At 43.1% G+C, this 17397-nt stretch carries 19 protein-coding genes; 15 read left to right on the top strand and 4 right to left on the bottom strand.

What is annotated here, in order from left to right; all coding sequences use genetic code 11:
- Positions 1–3: 3 nt before the first annotated feature.
- Positions 4–1239, top strand: coding sequence for an anthrax toxin-like adenylyl cyclase domain-containing protein (locus AC2IOM_RS14020; RefSeq protein WP_486358699.1), 1236 nt, complete (start codon positions 4–6; stop codon positions 1237–1239).
- Positions 1240–1265: 26 nt separating this feature from the next.
- Here the strand turns inward: AC2IOM_RS14020 and AC2IOM_RS14015 are convergent, their stop codons facing one another.
- The 4 genes from AC2IOM_RS14015 to AC2IOM_RS14000 form a co-directional block, all read right to left on the bottom strand.
- Positions 1266–1559 carry a PAAR domain-containing protein gene (locus tag AC2IOM_RS14015; RefSeq protein ID WP_010560593.1) on the bottom strand — a complete coding sequence of 98 codons (294 nt, stop codon included), beginning with the start codon at positions 1557–1559 and terminating at the stop codon, positions 1266–1268.
- A gap of 133 nt (positions 1560–1692) precedes the next feature.
- A complete protein-coding gene (locus AC2IOM_RS14010; RefSeq protein WP_010560592.1) occupies positions 1693–2253 on the bottom strand; it encodes a YceI family protein in 561 nt (186 codons plus the stop codon).
- A 53-nt stretch (positions 2254–2306) separates the two neighbouring features.
- On the bottom strand, positions 2307–2846 hold the full coding sequence (locus tag AC2IOM_RS14005) for a cytochrome b (protein WP_486358698.1): 540 nt from the start codon (positions 2844–2846) through the stop codon (positions 2307–2309).
- 120 nt (positions 2847–2966) lie between these two features.
- Positions 2967–3554 carry a DNA-3-methyladenine glycosylase I gene (locus AC2IOM_RS14000; RefSeq protein WP_010560590.1) on the bottom strand — a complete coding sequence of 196 codons (588 nt, stop codon included), beginning with the start codon at positions 3552–3554 and terminating at the stop codon, positions 2967–2969.
- Between the two features lie 127 nt (positions 3555–3681).
- Here AC2IOM_RS14000 and AC2IOM_RS13995 point away from each other — a divergent pair, with 127 nt between their 5' ends.
- The 14 genes from AC2IOM_RS13995 (at position 3682) to fliP (ending at position 17367) form a co-directional block, all read left to right on the top strand.
- A complete protein-coding gene (locus tag AC2IOM_RS13995) occupies positions 3682–4776 on the top strand; it encodes a sensor histidine kinase (protein WP_486358697.1) in 1095 nt (364 codons plus the stop codon).
- Positions 4777–4784: 8 nt separating this feature from the next.
- Positions 4785–6182 (top strand): sigma-54-dependent transcriptional regulator, encoded by a 1398-nt coding sequence (locus AC2IOM_RS13990; RefSeq protein ID WP_054978304.1) that lies wholly within the window; start codon positions 4785–4787, stop codon positions 6180–6182.
- A 188-nt stretch (positions 6183–6370) separates the two neighbouring features.
- Complete coding sequence (fliE, locus tag AC2IOM_RS13985) at positions 6371–6703, top strand: flagellar hook-basal body complex protein FliE (protein ID WP_010560587.1); 333 nt, start codon at positions 6371–6373, stop codon at positions 6701–6703.
- 19 nt (positions 6704–6722) lie between these two features.
- Entirely contained in the window at positions 6723–8435 is a 1713-nt protein-coding gene (fliF, locus tag AC2IOM_RS13980) for a flagellar basal-body MS-ring/collar protein FliF (RefSeq protein ID WP_486358696.1), read from the top strand.
- On the top strand, positions 8428–9480 hold the full coding sequence (gene fliG / locus AC2IOM_RS13975; protein WP_010560585.1) for a flagellar motor switch protein FliG: 1053 nt from the start codon (positions 8428–8430) through the stop codon (positions 9478–9480). The genes fliF and fliG overlap by 8 nt, the downstream gene beginning before the upstream one ends.
- A gap of 3 nt (positions 9481–9483) precedes the next feature.
- The gene (fliH, locus tag AC2IOM_RS13970) at positions 9484–10314 is read left to right on the top strand and encodes a flagellar assembly protein FliH (protein WP_486358695.1); all 831 of its coding nucleotides are present in this window, start codon (positions 9484–9486) and stop codon (positions 10312–10314) included.
- Between the two features lie 2 nt (positions 10315–10316).
- Positions 10317–11642 (top strand): flagellar protein export ATPase FliI, encoded by a 1326-nt coding sequence (gene fliI / locus AC2IOM_RS13965; protein ID WP_486358694.1) that lies wholly within the window; start codon positions 10317–10319, stop codon positions 11640–11642.
- A complete protein-coding gene (fliJ, locus tag AC2IOM_RS13960) occupies positions 11642–12091 on the top strand; it encodes a flagellar export protein FliJ (RefSeq protein ID WP_100913017.1) in 450 nt (149 codons plus the stop codon). The genes fliI and fliJ overlap by 1 nt, the downstream gene beginning before the upstream one ends.
- 63 nt (positions 12092–12154) lie before the next feature.
- Positions 12155–14089, top strand: a complete 1935-nt coding sequence (locus AC2IOM_RS13955) for a flagellar hook-length control protein FliK (RefSeq protein WP_486358693.1) — start codon at positions 12155–12157, stop codon at positions 14087–14089.
- Positions 14090–14162: 73 nt separating this feature from the next.
- Complete coding sequence (gene fliL, locus AC2IOM_RS13950; protein ID WP_486358692.1) at positions 14163–14702, top strand: flagellar basal body-associated protein FliL; 540 nt, start codon at positions 14163–14165, stop codon at positions 14700–14702.
- Positions 14703–14714: 12 nt separating this feature from the next.
- Positions 14715–15806 carry a flagellar motor switch protein FliM gene (gene fliM / locus AC2IOM_RS13945; protein WP_010560579.1) on the top strand — a complete coding sequence of 364 codons (1092 nt, stop codon included), beginning with the start codon at positions 14715–14717 and terminating at the stop codon, positions 15804–15806.
- A gap of 20 nt (positions 15807–15826) precedes the next feature.
- Positions 15827–16225, top strand: a complete 399-nt coding sequence (fliN, locus tag AC2IOM_RS13940; RefSeq protein WP_010560578.1) for a flagellar motor switch protein FliN — start codon at positions 15827–15829, stop codon at positions 16223–16225.
- The gene (gene fliO / locus AC2IOM_RS13935) at positions 16222–16608 is read left to right on the top strand and encodes a flagellar biosynthetic protein FliO (RefSeq protein ID WP_486358691.1); all 387 of its coding nucleotides are present in this window, start codon (positions 16222–16224) and stop codon (positions 16606–16608) included. The genes fliN and fliO overlap by 4 nt, the downstream gene beginning before the upstream one ends.
- Positions 16609–16668: 60 nt before the next feature.
- Positions 16669–17367 carry a flagellar type III secretion system pore protein FliP gene (gene fliP, locus AC2IOM_RS13930; protein ID WP_100914502.1) on the top strand — a complete coding sequence of 233 codons (699 nt, stop codon included), beginning with the start codon at positions 16669–16671 and terminating at the stop codon, positions 17365–17367.
- Positions 17368–17397 lie beyond the last annotated feature (30 nt).

The following is a 17397-nucleotide window of genomic DNA, read 5'->3' as shown; positions in this document are numbered from 1 at the left end:
CAAATGAAAAATGGAATTGAAAATGCAGAACAACTTGCAGGTATACCGCAAGAACACTCAACTGTTTTCGCCAATGTAGCGAAAGAGACCGACACTGTGGTTGCATCACGCGCTGTTGGCATTTATGCAACTCAGCTTATTCGTGAAGGCTATGCTACCAAGGGCTATCATGTTAAAGCGAAATCGTCCGATTGGGGACCTATGGCTGGGTTCGTTTTGGCCGATCCGTCTCTTGGTAAAAAGGGCACAGATAGCACAGCAAGGAGCTGGCAAGACGGAAAAGTAACCGAAGCGATGAACAAGTATGGCGCAATGGCGATTCCACTTTATATTAGCTCCGAACGCAAAGCGGCGTTGCCTGCATTAATGTTAAGAGCCGGTAAAGCTTACCGAGAACAACGTGTTAATGATCATATGTACACCATTACTGCTGCGTCAAAAGATGGTAAAAAGCATAACTTCGTACTTATTCAAGTAAGCCAAATTGCCCAAACGTCGCGCGCTTATAGTCCAACTAATAGTGATTGGGCGGTGTGTTATGCGCAAGATAACGAATTGGTTGCACATTGTCCTGAGGCGCGAAAGCACAGTATTACCGTCGCAACAGATCAAAACTATATTCAAGTATGTGGTTTAACTAACCCGCTTGGCTTTGGTGCCAAGGCGCCTTCTAATTTTAAAGGCGTTCAAACTGGAGATTACGACCTGTGGGGCGTATTTCCGAAAAATAAATTTTTCTCAGAGGAAGAGCGCAAAGTAGTGCAGGCAGCCACCAATGGTAAAAAAGATGGCTTTTGGCAGCGCGATGTTGATGGCAGTGACACGTTTATTCGCACGTATCAAGAATATGGCCGCCAAGAAGGCGCACATACAGGAAACTTATCACTGCTGATTGAAGAAATCGCGGTGCGCGTAAATGCTGGTTGTATGAAGCTAGGCAGTGGTGGTTGGGTAATTCACCATAGCGATGAAGCAGGAAGACCTATGGTGGACGAAGTAGATTACGAAGCGGTTATTTACTTTCCAGATGGCAGAATTTGGATAATGGAAAGCGAACAAGATGTGCGTACTTTACGGGCGCAGCTAGTGCAAATGGATTATGTGCCGCTATTTAACCCTATTTGGAATTTTAAATTGGGCTTCCAGTGGATGAAGATCCTTGTTGAGTGGTTAGGAAAACACGGAAATATGAAAGGCTTCCCGTTAAAAGAATATCAAAATATTGATTTAGGATTTTAAAAAAACGCGCTTTAAAGCGCGTTTTTTTAACCAATCAATACGTTTGGCATGCCTAATACGATATTGCCGCCATGGCTTGTTGTGTCACCCATTCGTGCCGCAGGGCGGCCGCTAATTAAAACGGATGTACTGCCTTTCACAATCACATCCGGCGGGCCTACGCATACCGCCATATCGCCAACCACGGCTGCGGGTAAACCGCCAATAAGCACGTTTGGCACAGAAGGCCCAGAGATTGGGCCGCCAACATGGGGCACTACGCCTGTCACCATAGGGCAAACATGCATGTCAGTAATTCTTGCAGCGGGTAAACCTGGCATTTAAATTCCTTGCCGGCGAGTTGGAAGTTATGTCTTAGTGTACTCGGAATTACGCGCTAAACAAGCGTTGCGGGTATAATGGACTACAAAAAAGGCAGCATTAATTGCTGCCTTATGCGCTGTGATCAGCGTATTACTTTTTGATGCCTTCAATGTGAAGGTCGAAATCGATTTGACCAAAATCCATTTTATAGCCGAAGTCTTTCATTTGAATCGCTGTAGTACCTGCAAAACCAGCGCGGTAACCGCCCCAAGGATCTTTACCTTCACCGATTTTTTCTACATCGATAGTAATTTCTTTCTCAATTCCTTGTAGCGTTAAAAGACCGGTTATAGCCAGTTTACCATCACCTAAATCTTTCACTTTTGTGCTGTTAAATGTCGCTGTAGAGAATTTTTTAACATCTAAAAAGTCGCTATCGCGCAAATGCTTGTCGCGCTCTGCATGGTTTGAGTCAACGCTGGTTGTATCAATATTAACTGAAATTTTACTTGCTTCAGGTTGTTTCTCATCGTAGCTGAACTCACCTGAGAAGGTATTAAAACGGCCTGTTAACCAGCTGTAGCCTAAGTGCTTCACTTTAAAATTAATTGATGCGTGAGCGCCTTTGGTGTCAATTACATAATCTGCAGCCATTGCTGGCATTGTTAAGCTTGCCATCGTAAGTGCTGTTGCTAAAAGTGTTTTTTTCATAATTGTTTCCTTTAAATTTATACAACCTGAGCTTTGACTAGCCAAATCTGAGGTTACTTAATCATTCGGCGTAATGTGTCATCTTTATCAATAAAGTGATGCTTTAACGCCGCTAATATATGAATACCGACAATCGCCATTAAGCTATAAGCGGCATATTGATGAATACTGCCTGCAATATCTTCTTGATTTGCAATTAATTCGCCTAAACTTGCTACTTCGAACCAGTCAAAAACAGCAATTGCGCGACCATCAGCGGTTGAGATCAAATAACCACTGGTTAAAATTATCAATAAAATCCCATACAAGGCTAAATGGCCTAGTTTTGTTGCAACGCGAGTTTTAGATGAATGGGTAGAGATGGGCTTAGGTGATACCGTAATCACTTTCCAACCAATGCGCACTAGCGTGAATGCCAGCAGTATAATGCCAATACTTTTGTGCCAATGGGGCGCTGTGCGATACCATTCACTGTAATAATTCAAATCAACCATCCAAAATCCAACGCCGAATAATGCAAAAATAACAAGTGCACTAAGCCAGTGAAGCAGCTTACTAATAGTACCGAATTTAGTGTTGGAATCGAGAAGCATAATCATTTCCTTAAATAGATTGAAACACTTTAATTGAGCTTCATTTGAATGTGAATAGCTCAAAAGTGAATTCATTGTTCACTTTTGACTATTAATAGAGGTGTTTAAGTTGAAAGGGTATTAGAAAAGCGATGAGTAAAGTGCAATCACTTCGTCTTTGCGAAAGCATTGATTGTGATGATCATTAACCATGCCGCATGCCTGCATATGAGCATACACAGTGGTCGGTCCTAAAAACTTAAAGCCACGTTTTTTAAGGTCTTTCGCAAAAGCTTGCGACTCGGCAGTGGTGGCTTGGTAGTCAGCTTTACTGTTGATGTTATTGACAATCGGTTTATTGTTTACAAATTGCCATTGATAGTTAGCAAAGCTACCAAACTCTTTTTGTATTGCTAAAAAGCACTGTGCATTGTTAATTGCGGCATTAATTTTTAAGCGGTTGCGAATAATGCCTTTATCTTCCATTAAGGCAAGCGCTTTTGCTTCATCAAATTGGGCAACCACAGTTGGGTCAAAGTTGGCGAACGCGTTGCGGTAGTTATCGCGTTTTTTTAATACTGTGTACCAACTCAGTCCAGCTTGCGCTGATTCTAGTGTGAGGAATTCAAACAGTGCATTATCATCAAACAAAGGCACGCCCCATTGGGTATCGTGATAGGCTACATAATCAGCTTTAGTGGTATCTAACCACTCGCATCTAAAACACATAAAAATCCCCTAGACAAATAATTGACGTCTTATTTTTGAATTTAACTTGTTGTATTTATTGGAAATAAAAATTGGCACGTTTTGTGTATCTACACCGATTAGTTAGAGTAAATTATTTGGTGTAACTATGGCGTTAGCTCAAATCATACCCCAACAATTTCAAGAGGTATACAACCCGTGTTTGATGCAGGAAAAGTACGTGGGTGAACTTAGTGAATTAAGAAAACAGGCAAGTTGGCTTAGTCATTTGGTTGATACCATGCCTGCGGGCGTCATTGTGCTTGATGGTAACGGCATGGTAGCAAAGGCCAATCAAATCGCAATTGATTTACTCGGAGAGCCGTTAGAAGGCGAGCGTTGGTTTACCATTATTCAGCGTTCTTTTGCGCCCAATGGTAGTGATGGTCACGAGGTAACGCTTCGTGATGGTCGATTAGTGAAACTTGATATTTCACCGCTCACACCTGAACCAGGTCAGTTAATTTTAATGACCGATCTTACGCAAACACGCCAATTACAGTCACGTATTGCACATATGCAGCGTTTGAGTGCGCTTGGTAAAATGGTTGCATCCTTAGCGCACCAAGTAAGAACCCCGTTATCAGCGGCAATGCTATATGCCGCTAACCTGTCGTCAGAAAAATTAAACCCAACGGCGCGTAGCAACTTCCATGAAAAGTTGATGTCGCGTTTGCAAGACTTGGAAAGCCAAGTAAACGATATGCTGTTATTTGCCAAAAGTGGTGAGCAACAAGTACTTGCACCTGTGTCTATGCAAGCTTTGCTAACGGATGTAACGCATGCTTCAGAAGCAATGATTATGCGCCAGCAATGCATTCTCGACCTTAAATTGCCTGAGCCTGATATTGAAATTATCGCTAATAAAGTTGCGCTGAGCAGTGCAATTAGCAATTTAGTGCACAATGCGGTGCAAGCTTGTGGCCAAGGTGGAAAAATTGAGTTAAGTGCAACGCGGTCTGAAAAATTCGCAGATCACGTCAAAATTTCGGTGAAAGATAACGGCACAGGGTTAAGTGAAGCGGCTATCCAACAGATTTTTGAGCCGTTCTTCACCACTAAATCACACGGTACCGGGTTAGGTCTTGCCGTGGTTCAATCGGTTGCTAACAGCCATCAAGGGTTTGTAAAAGCAGGCAATAGTGAGCTTGGTGGGGCTGAGTTTAACTTGTACCTACCGATTATCTCTAAAACAGCATGTTAGGAGTGATTATGAACGATGCAAAAGTATTAGTCGTAGAAGATGATTCTGGTTTACGAGAAGCGTTAGTCGATACCCTAGCATTGGCTGATATTAATTGTGTTGAAGCCGACAGTGCCGAACAAGCGATTATTAAGCTTAAAGAAGGCGGTATTTCAATGGTGGTCAGTGACGTGCAAATGGGCACTATGTCAGGTATCGATTTACTTAAAAGTATTAAGCTTAACTACCCTGATTTACCCGTATTAATGATGACAGCTTACGCGACCATTGATGATGCGGTTGAAGCGATGCGCTTAGGAGCCATTGACTACATGGCGAAACCATTCGCACCAGAAGTGTTATTAAACATGGTAAGTCGTTATTTACCAGAAAAAGAAGCCATTAAAGATGGGCCAATTGTTGAAGACCCAGCTAGTAAAGCGCTGATGCAACTTGCAGAGAAAGTGGCGAAATCTGATGCATCCGTTATGGTGCTTGGGCCAAGTGGCTCAGGTAAAGAAGTGATGGCACGTTATATTCATGATAGTTCACCGCGTGCAGAGCAGAACTTTGTTGCGATTAACTGTGCGGCGATTCCTGAAAATATGCTAGAAGCCACTTTATTTGGCTATGAAAAAGGCGCGTTTACCGGCGCTATTCAAGCATGTCCTGGTAAGTTTGAACAAGCGCAAGGCGGCACTATTTTACTCGATGAAATTACTGAGATGGATTTGAGCCTACAGGCGAAATTACTGCGTGTACTGCAAGAGCGTGAAGTGGAACGTCTTGGCTCTCGCAAGACCATTAATTTAGATGTACGTGTGCTTGCAACGTCTAACCGCGACTTAAAAGAGGCGGTGGCGCAAGGCGTTTTTCGCGAAGATTTATATTATCGCCTTAATGTTTTTCCGCTCGAGTGGCTGCCACTTGCTGAGCGTCCAGGGGATATCGTCCCGTTGGCTGAGCATTTAATTCAGCGTCATAATAATGACATGCCGGTGCAGTTTGACGTACAAGCTAAAGAAAAATTACTTAGTTACAACTGGCCAGGTAACGTTCGCGAGCTTGAAAATGTCGTTCAGCGCGCACTGATTTTGCAAAGCCATAAAATGATTACCGCAGATGATATTTTCTTAGGCTCGGTAGCAAGCATGCAACCAACAAGCTTGTCGCCAAAGATACAGCTGACTTGTGAAGAACCTGAGCAAGTAGCACCAGACGTCGCAACAGTGCAATCAACCCAAGTAGATGATGCTCAGGGTTATAAACAAGAGCTTAAAGATAAAGAAAACTCAATTATCTTAGATATGCTTCGCGCGTGTGATGGCAAGCGTAAAGACGTTGCTGAGCGTCTTGGTATGAGCCCGCGAACACTGCGTTATAAACTTGCAAAAATGCGTGAGATGGGAATTGAATTACCTGCGTAAAAAATCATTGTACTGAGCACAACAGATACACCTACTTTTTAAATCGAGCCTCTGACAGGAGGCTTTATTTCTGTCTAAACTTTATCAAAGTCAAAAAAATGCCGTTATAAGCTGTTGATTTTAAATATTTTATTTTTGGCATTAAGCTTGCATTAATCGTGTTAAGTCAATTTTTACGGTTTGTTAGTATGAACATTTCACCAAACAATCTTTATCAAGAAATGCAGTCACTTGCGGTAGAAGCAAGTAACTTTTCTAAACCGAAACAGCCTATTGAATCTATTCAAGGTAGCTCACAGGTTGAATTTAATAATTTATTAAAAGATGCGCTCGATACGGTTAACGGTTTACAGCAAGACTCTAAAGCGAAAGCAACGGCGTTAGAAATGGGTGACCGCAATGTGTCACTGGCTGAAGTAATGATCGCATCGCAAAAATCTTCGGTGGCGTTTGAAGCAACCGTTCAAGTGCGTAATAAGCTTATTGAAGCTTATAAAGACATTATGAACATGCCTGTATAAGAAATAGTGGAGTAGGGTTGTGGCTAATACATCAACAGATTTATCAACACTAGACGCTAACGACTTAGGTGTCGGCGATGTAGGTGGTGGTAATCAAGAACAAAAATCAGGGTTTCTTGGCAGCTTAAGTGGTGTTGATGTAATGCGCCAAGTCACGCTCATTATCGCACTAACAATTTGTGTCGCAATTGCCGTATTTATCATGATTTGGGCGAAAGAGCCTGATATGCGTCCTCTTGGTAAAATGCCAATGGATGAACTGATCCAAACGCTTGAATTTTTAGACGCACAAAAAGTGGAATACAAGCTCGATGGTAATGTTGTTTCAGTACCGGTTGAAGCGTATCAAAATATCAAGCTGTTGATGGCTAAAGAAGGTCTTGAGCAAACGCCTTCGTCAGGCACCGAAATTTTAATGCAAGATATGGGCTTTGGCGTGAGCCAGCGTCTAGAGCGTGAGCGTTTAAAGCACTCACGTGAACAGCAGCTTGCACGTACTATTGAAGAACTCAGTAAAGTTGCGCGCGCTAAAGTTCTGTTAGCGATTCCAAAAGAAAATGTGTTTGCTCGCCGTGAGAAAAAACCAAGTGCAACAGTTGTATTAACGGTAAGACGTGGTCGCACACTTGACGGTGAAGAAGTTGATTCGGTTGTTGATATGGTTGCCTCTGCGGTACAAGGGCTAGAGCCTAGCCGAGTAACGGTAACAGACCAAAATGGCCGCTTACTTAACTCGGGCTCACAAAACTCACTTACCGCGCGTTCACGTAAAGAATATGAAATTGAACGCAAACGTGAACAAGAATACTTAGAAAAAATCGATTCAATTATGATCCCTGTTGTTGGTTTAGGTAACTATACTGCGCAGGTCGATCTGGTGATGGATTTTAGTTCAATTGAAGAAACGCAGAAGCGTTTTAACCCAGACTTACCGGCGGTACGCAGTGAAATGACACGTGAAGACACCAACATTGGTGGCCTTGCGGTGGGCATTCCAGGTGCGCTAACGAATCAACCGCCAGTTAACTCGCAAATTCCAGAACAAACAGGCGATGAATCAGCACAAAACACATTGCCAAGTAGAAACAGTAAAGAAGCAACCCGTAATTATGAGCTCGACACCACCATTTCACATAAGCGTCAGCAAACCGGTGTGATCCGTCGTATCAGTGTATCGGTTGCGGTGAACTACACAAACGGTGTAGCAGAAGGTGGCGAAGCGACACGTGATCCGCGTACTCAGCAAGAATTAGCGAACATCCGCCGTTTACTGCAAGGTGGCATCGGCTTTGATATGCAGCGTGGCGATGCGCTAGAAGTTGTGACGATTCCGTTTGTACAAGAAGAATTTAGTGAAGCGATTGAGCTACCAATTTGGGAGCAACCTTGGTTCTTCAAAGTAATCAGACTAGCTTTAGGTGCCTTGGTTATTATCGTGCTTATTCTTGCAGTAGTGCGTCCAATGTTACGCAAGTTGATTAATCCAGAAGACACGACAGAGGATTATGATGACGCAAGCCTATCAGCAGGTGTAGACTTAGGTGATGATACCATTGATATGCTAAGTCAAGAATTTGACGAATCGGCAGTCGGCTTTAGCCCAGATGGTACGTTACAATTACCAGACTTACATGGTGATGAAGACTTACTGAAAGCAGTAAGAGCATTAGTGGCAAATGAGCCAGAACTTTCTTCTCAAGTAGTTAAAGCGTGGTTAACTGAAGATGACTGATCAAGATACGCAAGTAGCAGAACAAACAACAAGTAGCGGCTTTGACGTAGATAAACTTGATGGTGTAGAAAAAGCATCGATTTTATTACTGAGTTTATCTGAAGAAGATGCCGCACAGATTTTAAAGCACTTAGAACCAAAGCAAGTACAAAAAGTAGGTATGGCGATGGCGGGCTTGGATGATTTAAGCCAAGACAAAATTGCCGCGGTACACAAGCTGTTTATCGACCAAATTCAAAGCTTTAGTACTATTGGTTTCCAATCTGAAGACTTTATCAAGAAAGCGCTTACCGCAGCGCTAGGTGAAGAAAAAGCGGCGAACCTAATTGACCAAATTATCATGGGCTCAGGTGCGAAAGGACTTGATTCACTGAAATGGATGGACTCAAAACAAGTAGCGAATATTATTCGTAACGAGCACCCGCAGATACAAACCATTGTTTTGGCGTATTTAGAACCAGAGCAATCTGCTGAAATTATTAATCAATTCCCTGAAAAAGTGCGTCTTGATTTAACCATGCGTATTGCCAATCTTGAAGAAGTGCAACCTGCCGCACTGCAAGAATTGAATGAAATTATGGAAAAACAATTCGCAGGTCAGGCTGGTGCACAAGCTGCTAAAATGGGTGGCTTAAAAGCAGCGGCAGATATTATGAACTACCTAGATACTAATGTTGAAGGGCAGTTGATGGATTCAATTCGTGAACATGACGAAGAAATGTCACAGCAAATTCAAGACTTGATGTTTGTATTTGATAACTTAATTGACGTCGATGACCGCGGCATTCAAGCGATTCTACGTGAAGTACAGCAAGATGTACTAATGAAAGCAATTAAGGGCACAGACGAAGGGCTTAAAGATAAGATCCTTAAGAATATGTCTAAACGTGCGGCTGAAATGATGGCTGATGACCTGGAAGCAATGGGGCCAGTTCGCATTAGTGAAGTAGAAGCGGCACAAAAAGAAATTCTGAGCATAGCACGACGCTTAGCTGATTCAGGCGAAATTATGCTTGGCGGCGGTGGTGGTGAGGAGTTCCTCTAATTTATGAAATTAGGCAAGTACCGCTCAGGGCATAAAATCGAAAATGCAGAGGCGATAGAAACGCTGCTTGAGAATTGGCCGATCCCGGATGTTAAGGATGAAAGACGCAATCTAAGAGGCCGCTCAACGGCAATGGGCAAGTCGCTAGAAGAGCTCTATCAGAAAAAACAAGCCGAACAAGAACCCGAGCCAGAAGAAGAGTTTACGCCACTAAGCATTCAAGAAATTGAACAAATTCGACAAGAGGCGTACCAAGAGGGACACGCTGAGGGCAAAGAAGCTGGCTATCAGGAAGGTTTTGAACAAGGTAAGTTAGAAGGTGCGCAAAAAGGCTATGAAGAAGGTTTAGAGCAAGGTAAAGAAGAAGGACTTGAGCTGGCAAAACCTGAAGTCGAAGAGAAAATCGCGCAACTTACCAAGCTGTTAGATGAAATAGCTACGCCTTTTGAGCAAGTGAGCGAGGAAGTTGAAAAGCAAGTCGTGATTTTAGCATCTGAGCTGGCGAAAGCGGTAGTTCATGGCGAACTTAGTATTAATGAAAAAGCTATTTTTAGCGCCATGAAAGTGGCAACTGATGCATTAAAAGGTCAACACCGTGCCCTTGAAGTGTTATTGAATCCAGAAGATTTTGAATTGGTGCAACAAGCCATACCAGCCGAGCAACTCGCCGATAGAAATTGGAAGCTAGTTGTTGAGCCGAGTATCACTAAGGGTGGCCTCCATATCAATTCTGACAATTCATCAATTGATTACTCGGTAGAATTGCGCCTTAAAGAAATACTGGAGAGCTTTTTGCAAGAAGCAGGTATCGATAGTCAAAAACACGACGGTTAATTATGAGTCAAGGGCTTGCACAGCGTCTTGTTAGTTACCAATCAAAAATTAAAACTCACCGCCCAGCAGTTGCCGGCAGTTTAAAGCGTGTTGTTGGTCTTACGCTTGAAGCCGAGGGGTTAAAAGCACCAGTTGGTAGCAGTTGTCAAATTGAAACCCAGCAGGGCTTAGTAGATGCTGAGGTAGTTGGCTTTAGCGGCGAGACTCTCTACTTGATGCCAAACGATGCCATTTCGGGTGTATTACCTGGGGCGCGTGTTATTCCCCAACAATCAGATGTGGGTTTACCTGTGGGTATGGGGTTGTTAGGTCGCGTTGTTGATGGATTAGGACGACCGCTTGATGGACTTGGCCCTGTAAAAGCAGAAGCTAAATTAAAATTCGCAGCGAAACCGATTAACCCATTAGCCAGACGCCCAATTAAACAACCGATGGACGTCGGTGTTCGTGCCATTAATTCTGTACTTACCGTAGGTCAAGGCCAGCGTATGGGCTTATTTGCGGGCAGTGGTGTGGGTAAATCAGTATTACTTGGCATGATGACTCGAGGTACTAATGCCGATGTGATAGTGGTTGGTTTAGTTGGTGAGCGTGGTCGCGAAGTTAAAGAATTTATTGAAGAAATCTTAGGCGCAGAAGGGCGAGCACGTTCAGTGGTAGTGGCGGCTCCTGCGGATGCATCACCGCTGATGCGTTTAAAAGGCTGTGAAACCGCCGTAACGATTGCTGAATATTTTCGTGATCAGGGGTTAAACGTACTGTTGCTGCTGGATTCAGTAACGCGTTATGCCATGGCGCAGCGCGAAATTGCGCTAGCGGTAGGCGAACCTCCTGCAACTAAAGGTTATCCACCTTCTGTGTTTGCCAAACTTCCCGCCTTGGTTGAACGCGCGGGTAATGGTGGCGAAGGGCAAGGCAGCATTACGGCGTTTTTTACCGTGTTATCCGAAGGGGATGATATGCAAGACCCAATCGCTGATGCAGCCCGTGCGATTCTTGATGGGCACATAGTATTATCCCGCGAACTGGCCGATTCAGGGCACTATCCCGCGATTGATATTGAAAAGTCGATTAGTCGTGTTATGCCGCAAGTTATTAGCGAAGCACATTTGCAGCAAGCGCGCGTGTTAAAACAAATCTACTCACTTTACCAACAGAATAAAGACCTTATTACGCTGGGTGCTTATCAAAAAGGCAGCGACCCTATGCTTGATAAAACTATCGAAATGATGCCGGGTATAAACCACTTCTTACAACAAGGTATGACAGATGTTATTCCTTATGATGAAGGGTTAACTAGCTTGGCTCGTATTCTAGGACAAGGCTAATGGCGCGTGACCAACTAGCATTATTAATAAAGCTTGAATCTGATAAAGAAGAAAAACTGCGTCTCGATTTTGTTGGTGCGCAGCAACACCTTGCTAATTTACAGCGTCAATTAACGGGTATCGAGTCGTTTCGCTCAGACTATTTAGCTCAATTACAAAGTCGTGCTGCGCAAGGCGTTGGCGGTAGCTATTATAATCAGTTTCAGCAATTTATCGGCAAGTTAGATGATGCGTTAAAGCAACAACTAAACGCGATTAATACGGCAAACAAGGTGTTAAAACAGCGTGAGTCGCTGTGGTTAGCGCAAAAAGCAAAATTGGAAGCAATCGAAAAACTCAAACAGCGCAAATTAGATAAACAGCAAGCTGCGTTGGCAAAGGCGGAGCAAAAGCAGCTTGACGAGTTTGCTACCAATATATTTGTACGAAATCGAAAAACACTGGCTTAGTTTTTGCTTAATTTTTAGTAAGGCATTAAAAGCGGCAATCTTTAGTTAAAGAAGAAGTGTGTTATGGCAACGATAAATTCGCAGTTAAGCATTACAAATGTTGGGTTAGACTCCACGGCAACAACAAGTGAAAGCGAAAATAAAAGCGGTTTTTTAGCTGTTTTTGAATCTGTGCAAAATGAAGTGCAGAGCAAACATGCATCCGCCGATGAAGAGCATAAAAGTCGTGATGATAGTCAATTGTCGGACGAAAATGATACGCCCAAGCAAATGGACGATTCAGATAATGTCGCTGATGAAGGTGAACAAACTGAATCTGCAGTTGCTAATATCGATGAGTCGCATACGCAAGATGATATGCCAGTGACTCGCTCATCCGAATTTAAACAGCTCGATGACAGTGCGAATACTAACAAAGGGGATTCTGAATCAACCCCAGTAAAATCAATGCCAGTTGATGACACACACCCTGTTACTAAACAGCCAAATACTCAACAAGCGCAAACAGAACAAACACAAAAAGCAACGAGCAACGATAGTAACGGGGCTACCTCATTGCTTGAGCAACTAACTAAAAGTAAGTCTTTTGATGTGAGTATTTCGAAAGGCAGTGAAAGTACAGAGCAAGCACAAAGTGTAAAAGCGCCGGTCGATAGTGACAGTGCAACTGAAAGCGATTCGGTGAAAGACGGTAAAACTAAGGTCAGTCTAGCTCAAAATTTAGTGTCGCTTGATAATGAAATTGCCAAATTAGACAAAGAAGGCCTTGAAACACTTAAGCAATTTTTTACACAGCTCGATAAAGAAAGCGAACTACCACAGGGGCTTTCTAAACACGATCTCCGCTTAGTTATGGAGAAGTTAAACGTGGCAATTGCAAAAGCTGAGTCAAAAGCAAAAGAGCAACCTGTCACTTTGCAATCAGTACTTACTGCACAATCAGCTAAGTCAAATACCGCGCAACAAGCGGTTGAACAAAATGCCACACCGGATGACCTTGTAACGGAAAGTGATAACGACCAAGCACAATTGCAAAGTACGTTAGCGTCACGTCCTCTTGGTGAGACTGTAGCTGTGGCAAATAAACAACAAACCATTACACGTCCAGATACACAAGTCCCACATAATGTGACTGCGGTTGCTAAAGCGGTGGCACAAGAGCAAAGCGTTGAACTCGACGCACAGCAAACTACCGTAGAGCTAATTAATCAACAGGCAACAAAACCAGCGCCTGCAAGTGTTGTGTCGTTGAGTAGCCAAGCTGCAGAAAAATTACAAGCGAGCAATGAGCAAACCAGCAGCGCTAAACAAAGTAATGTTAAGGTTGATACAACTCAGCTGGTGGATGAGCCAAATCTTGAGACAGAGGCAAGCACAGAGCAACCGCAAAGTTTTGCAAAATTGCTTAATAGTTTAAAAACAAATGCGAATACACCAGTGCTATCGCAATTAGTCTCGCACATTCAAGCGAGTCAACTACAGCAGGCTGAAGTAAGCGAAATCAACCAGCAGCACTTAGCGATGCAAACTGCACAAGTGATCCAAAATACCAAAAAAACCACAATTAGTGCAGAGCAAGCATTGCAACAACCGGTCAATATTGCCAAGAGTGATGCGGCTAAAGCATTATTTAATAAAGCAAATATGCTACTAAATTTAAACTTGAAAGAAGCCGAAATTAGATTAGACCCACCAGAATTAGGTTCGATGCAAATTCGCATTCGTTCTGATGCGGAGCAAGCACAAATAAACTTTGTAGTGCAAAGTCAGCAAGCGAAAGATGTACTTGAACAATCAATGGGGCGACTAAAAGAAATGCTTGCCGAACAGGGCATTAATTTAGGTGAAAGTAGTGTATCTGAACAAGGGCAAGGTGAGCAGCAAATGCCGGAGCAGTCGGGTCACTCGTCGAGCTCAGAGCGTGAGCACGAGCCTGTTAGTAATGTAAGTGAACAAATTGTCAGCAAACAGCAAGATGGAATCGATTTTTACGCATAACACTAATTGCTATTAAACGGAAATAAACGCACTATTATATAAAATAATAAATAGCAGCTACGGAAACGTCACAATGGCAGAAGAAAAAGATCTTGAAATTGAAGAAGGTGGAGAGAAAAAAGGCGGCAAAATGATGATTATCATTATTGCTGTTGTGGTATTGCTCGCGGGTGGCGGCGCCGCATTTTTCTTTTTAGGTGGCGATGACAGTGCCCCTGCAGAAACGCTTGCTGAGGAAACCACATCTGCCGAAGGTGGCGAAGGTAAACCAAGTGGTAATAGTGCTGAAATTGGCAGCGCGTTGTATGTCGGTATGCCAAGACCATTTGTGTTTAATGTACCGGGTTCAAATAAAGACCGTTTGGTACAGATTAAAGTGCAATTGTTAGTGCGTGGCGATGTTAACGAAGAAACCGCAAAACGCCATATTCCGCTGATTGAAAATACCTTATTACGCGTATTTTCAGCAAGTAATGCAGATGACTTAAGCACCACAGCTGGAAAAGAAGCACTGCGCTATAACGCATTATCAGAAGTGCAAAATGCATTGGTAGAAATTGAAGACAGTAAAGTCGTAGAACGCGTATTGTTTACTGGCTTTGTAATGCAATAATTAGGAGTTTAGGTGAGCGATTTATTATCTCAAGACGAAATCGATGCGCTCTTACATGGCGTCGATGATGTTGATGAAGAAGAGATAGACGAAGGCGGTGATAGCGATTCGTCCGCGCTGCAATACGATTTCTCATCTCAAGATCGTATTGTTCGTGGCCGTATGCCGACGCTGGAAATCGTTAACGAACGATTCGCTCGCCACATGCGTATATCCTTATTTAACATGATGCGCCGCACTGCAGAAGTGTCGATTAACGGCGTGCAGATGATCAAATTTGGCGAATACATCCACACCTTATTTGTTCCAACCAGTTTAAATATGGTGCGCTTTAGACCGTTAAAAGGCACCGGTCTTATTACCATGGAAGCGCGTTTAGTGTTTATTTTGGTGGATAACTTTTTTGGTGGTGATGGACGTTACCATGCCAAAATTGAAGGACGTGAATTTACACCAACCGAACGCCGTATTGTGCAAATGCTACTTAAAATCATTTTTGAAGATTATAAAGAAGCGTGGGCACCGGTGATGGATGTGTCTTTTGAATACCTTGATTCAGAAGTCAACCCAGCAATGGCCAACATTGTAAGCCCGACAGAAGTTGTGGTAATCAGTTCGTTTCATATTGAACTGGATGGCGGCGGCGGGGATTTCCATATTGCGCTGCCTTACTCAATGCTTGAGCCAATTCGTGAATTACTTGATGCCGGTGTGCAGTCAGATACAGAAGACACCGATTTACGTTGGTCTAAAGCACTGCGCGATGAAATTATGGATGTAGAAGTCGATCTTAGTACGCGTATGCTTGAAGTGGATTTAAGTCTACAACAAATTATGGACTTAAAAGAAGGTGATATTATTCCGGTAGAAATGCCAGAACATATTACGGTGTTCATTGAAGACTTGCCGACTTACCGCGCCAAAATGGGTCGTTCTCGCGATAACGTTGCGCTGCAAATTAGTGAAAAGATTAAACGCCCTGAATCTGTTAAATCAGAGCTACATGTATTTACAAAGGGCGGGAAAAAGCTCGACTCAGATGCTGAGTTGGAGCAATTGGAAGAAGATTTACATTTATCAGATGGTGTAGACCTCGACTGGTAATTAACTGAGAGAAATTTAGTATGAGCGATGATCAAGATACAATGGACGAATGGGCTGCAGCCCTAGCCGAAGCAGAAGGCGAAGACGGTGGTGATGCCGAAGTTGCTGAACTCGAAGAGCTGTCTGAAGATTCGAAAGCCGATTTAACGACTGAAGAAAAGCGTAAGCTCGATACCATTTTAGATATTCCAGTGACCATTTCGATGGAAGTGGGTCGTTCTAAAATTAGTATTCGTAACTTACTGCAATTAAACCAGGGCTCAGTGGTTGAACTTGACCGCGTAGCGGGTGAACCACTTGATGTACTCGTAAATGGCACCTTAATTGCTCACGGTGAAGTGGTTGTTGTTAACGATAAATTCGGTATTCGCTTAACAGATGTGATCAGTCAAATCGAGCGGATCAAAAAGTTACGATGAAAAAAAATATCGGTTTACTCAGTACGTTACTGATAGTACCGTTTAATCTGTTAGCGGCAGAGCCAGCTGGATTTCAACAGTTGGCTTCAATGATCATGTCGCTGCTACTTGTGGTTGGCTGCATTGTTTTGCTTGCCGTGTTAATCAAGCGATTTAACCCACAAATGACGCCCAGTGACGAGTTTAAAGTGATTCGTTCCATCAACATTGGCACTAAAGAACGCCTGCTAGTGGTGGAAATGGATAACAAGCATCATGTACTCGGTGTAACTTCAGGCTCTATAAATTATTTATATCAATTAGAAACGCCGTTGGCTGAACAGCAAATGCCTGAGTTCGCCAAACAATTGGCGCATTTTATGAATCCTAAAAATAAGAAATAAAATATGAACCGGACGTGTTTCAATGTAGTGCTATTTGTGTTGTTAGTGTTATTGCCAGAGATGGCATGGGCGAATGATGCTTTGCAAGCGCTAACGGTTAAAACTAATGCGGATGGTGCGCAGGAATACTCGGTTACGCTCCAAGTTTTAATTATGATGACGGCGCTGAGTTTTATTCCAGCTGCCGTGATTATGATGACATCTTTCACCCGCATTATTGTGGTGTTGGCGATTTTGCGCCAAGCAATTGGTTTACAGCAAACGCCGTCGAGTCAGCTTTTGGTGGGTATGGCGTTGTTTATGAGCATTTTTATTATGGCGCCCATTTACAAGCAAATTGATGACCGCGCAATTCAGCCATATCTAAAAGAAGAGCTTACGTCGGTACAGGCGCTTGACCAAGCAAAAGAGCCACTTAAAGCATTTATGCTTTCGCAAACACGTATTTCAGATTTAGAAACCTTCGCCAAAATAGCCGGTTACGAACAACTCGACTCCCCAGAAGATACGCCATTTATTGTGGTTATTCCTGCATTTATCACCAGTGAATTACAAACCGCGTTTATTATTGGTTTTATGTTCTTTATTCCGTTTTTGATTGTTGATTTGGTGGTTGCCAGTGTGTTGATGGCTATGGGTATGATGATGCTATCGCCAATGATTGTGTCATTGCCATTTAAAATTATGCTGTTTGTTTTGGTTGATGGCTGGTCGTTGGTAATGGGCACGCTCGCGCGTAGTTATGGGTTAGGTACGTAGTACTGTGGCGATAACATATCCGCGAATAGG

This window comes from Pseudoalteromonas sp. NS-SX12 (assembly GCF_057367955.1).
The sequence above is the reverse complement of the archived record's forward strand: the minus strand, read 5'-3'. Positions and strand labels throughout refer to the sequence as shown.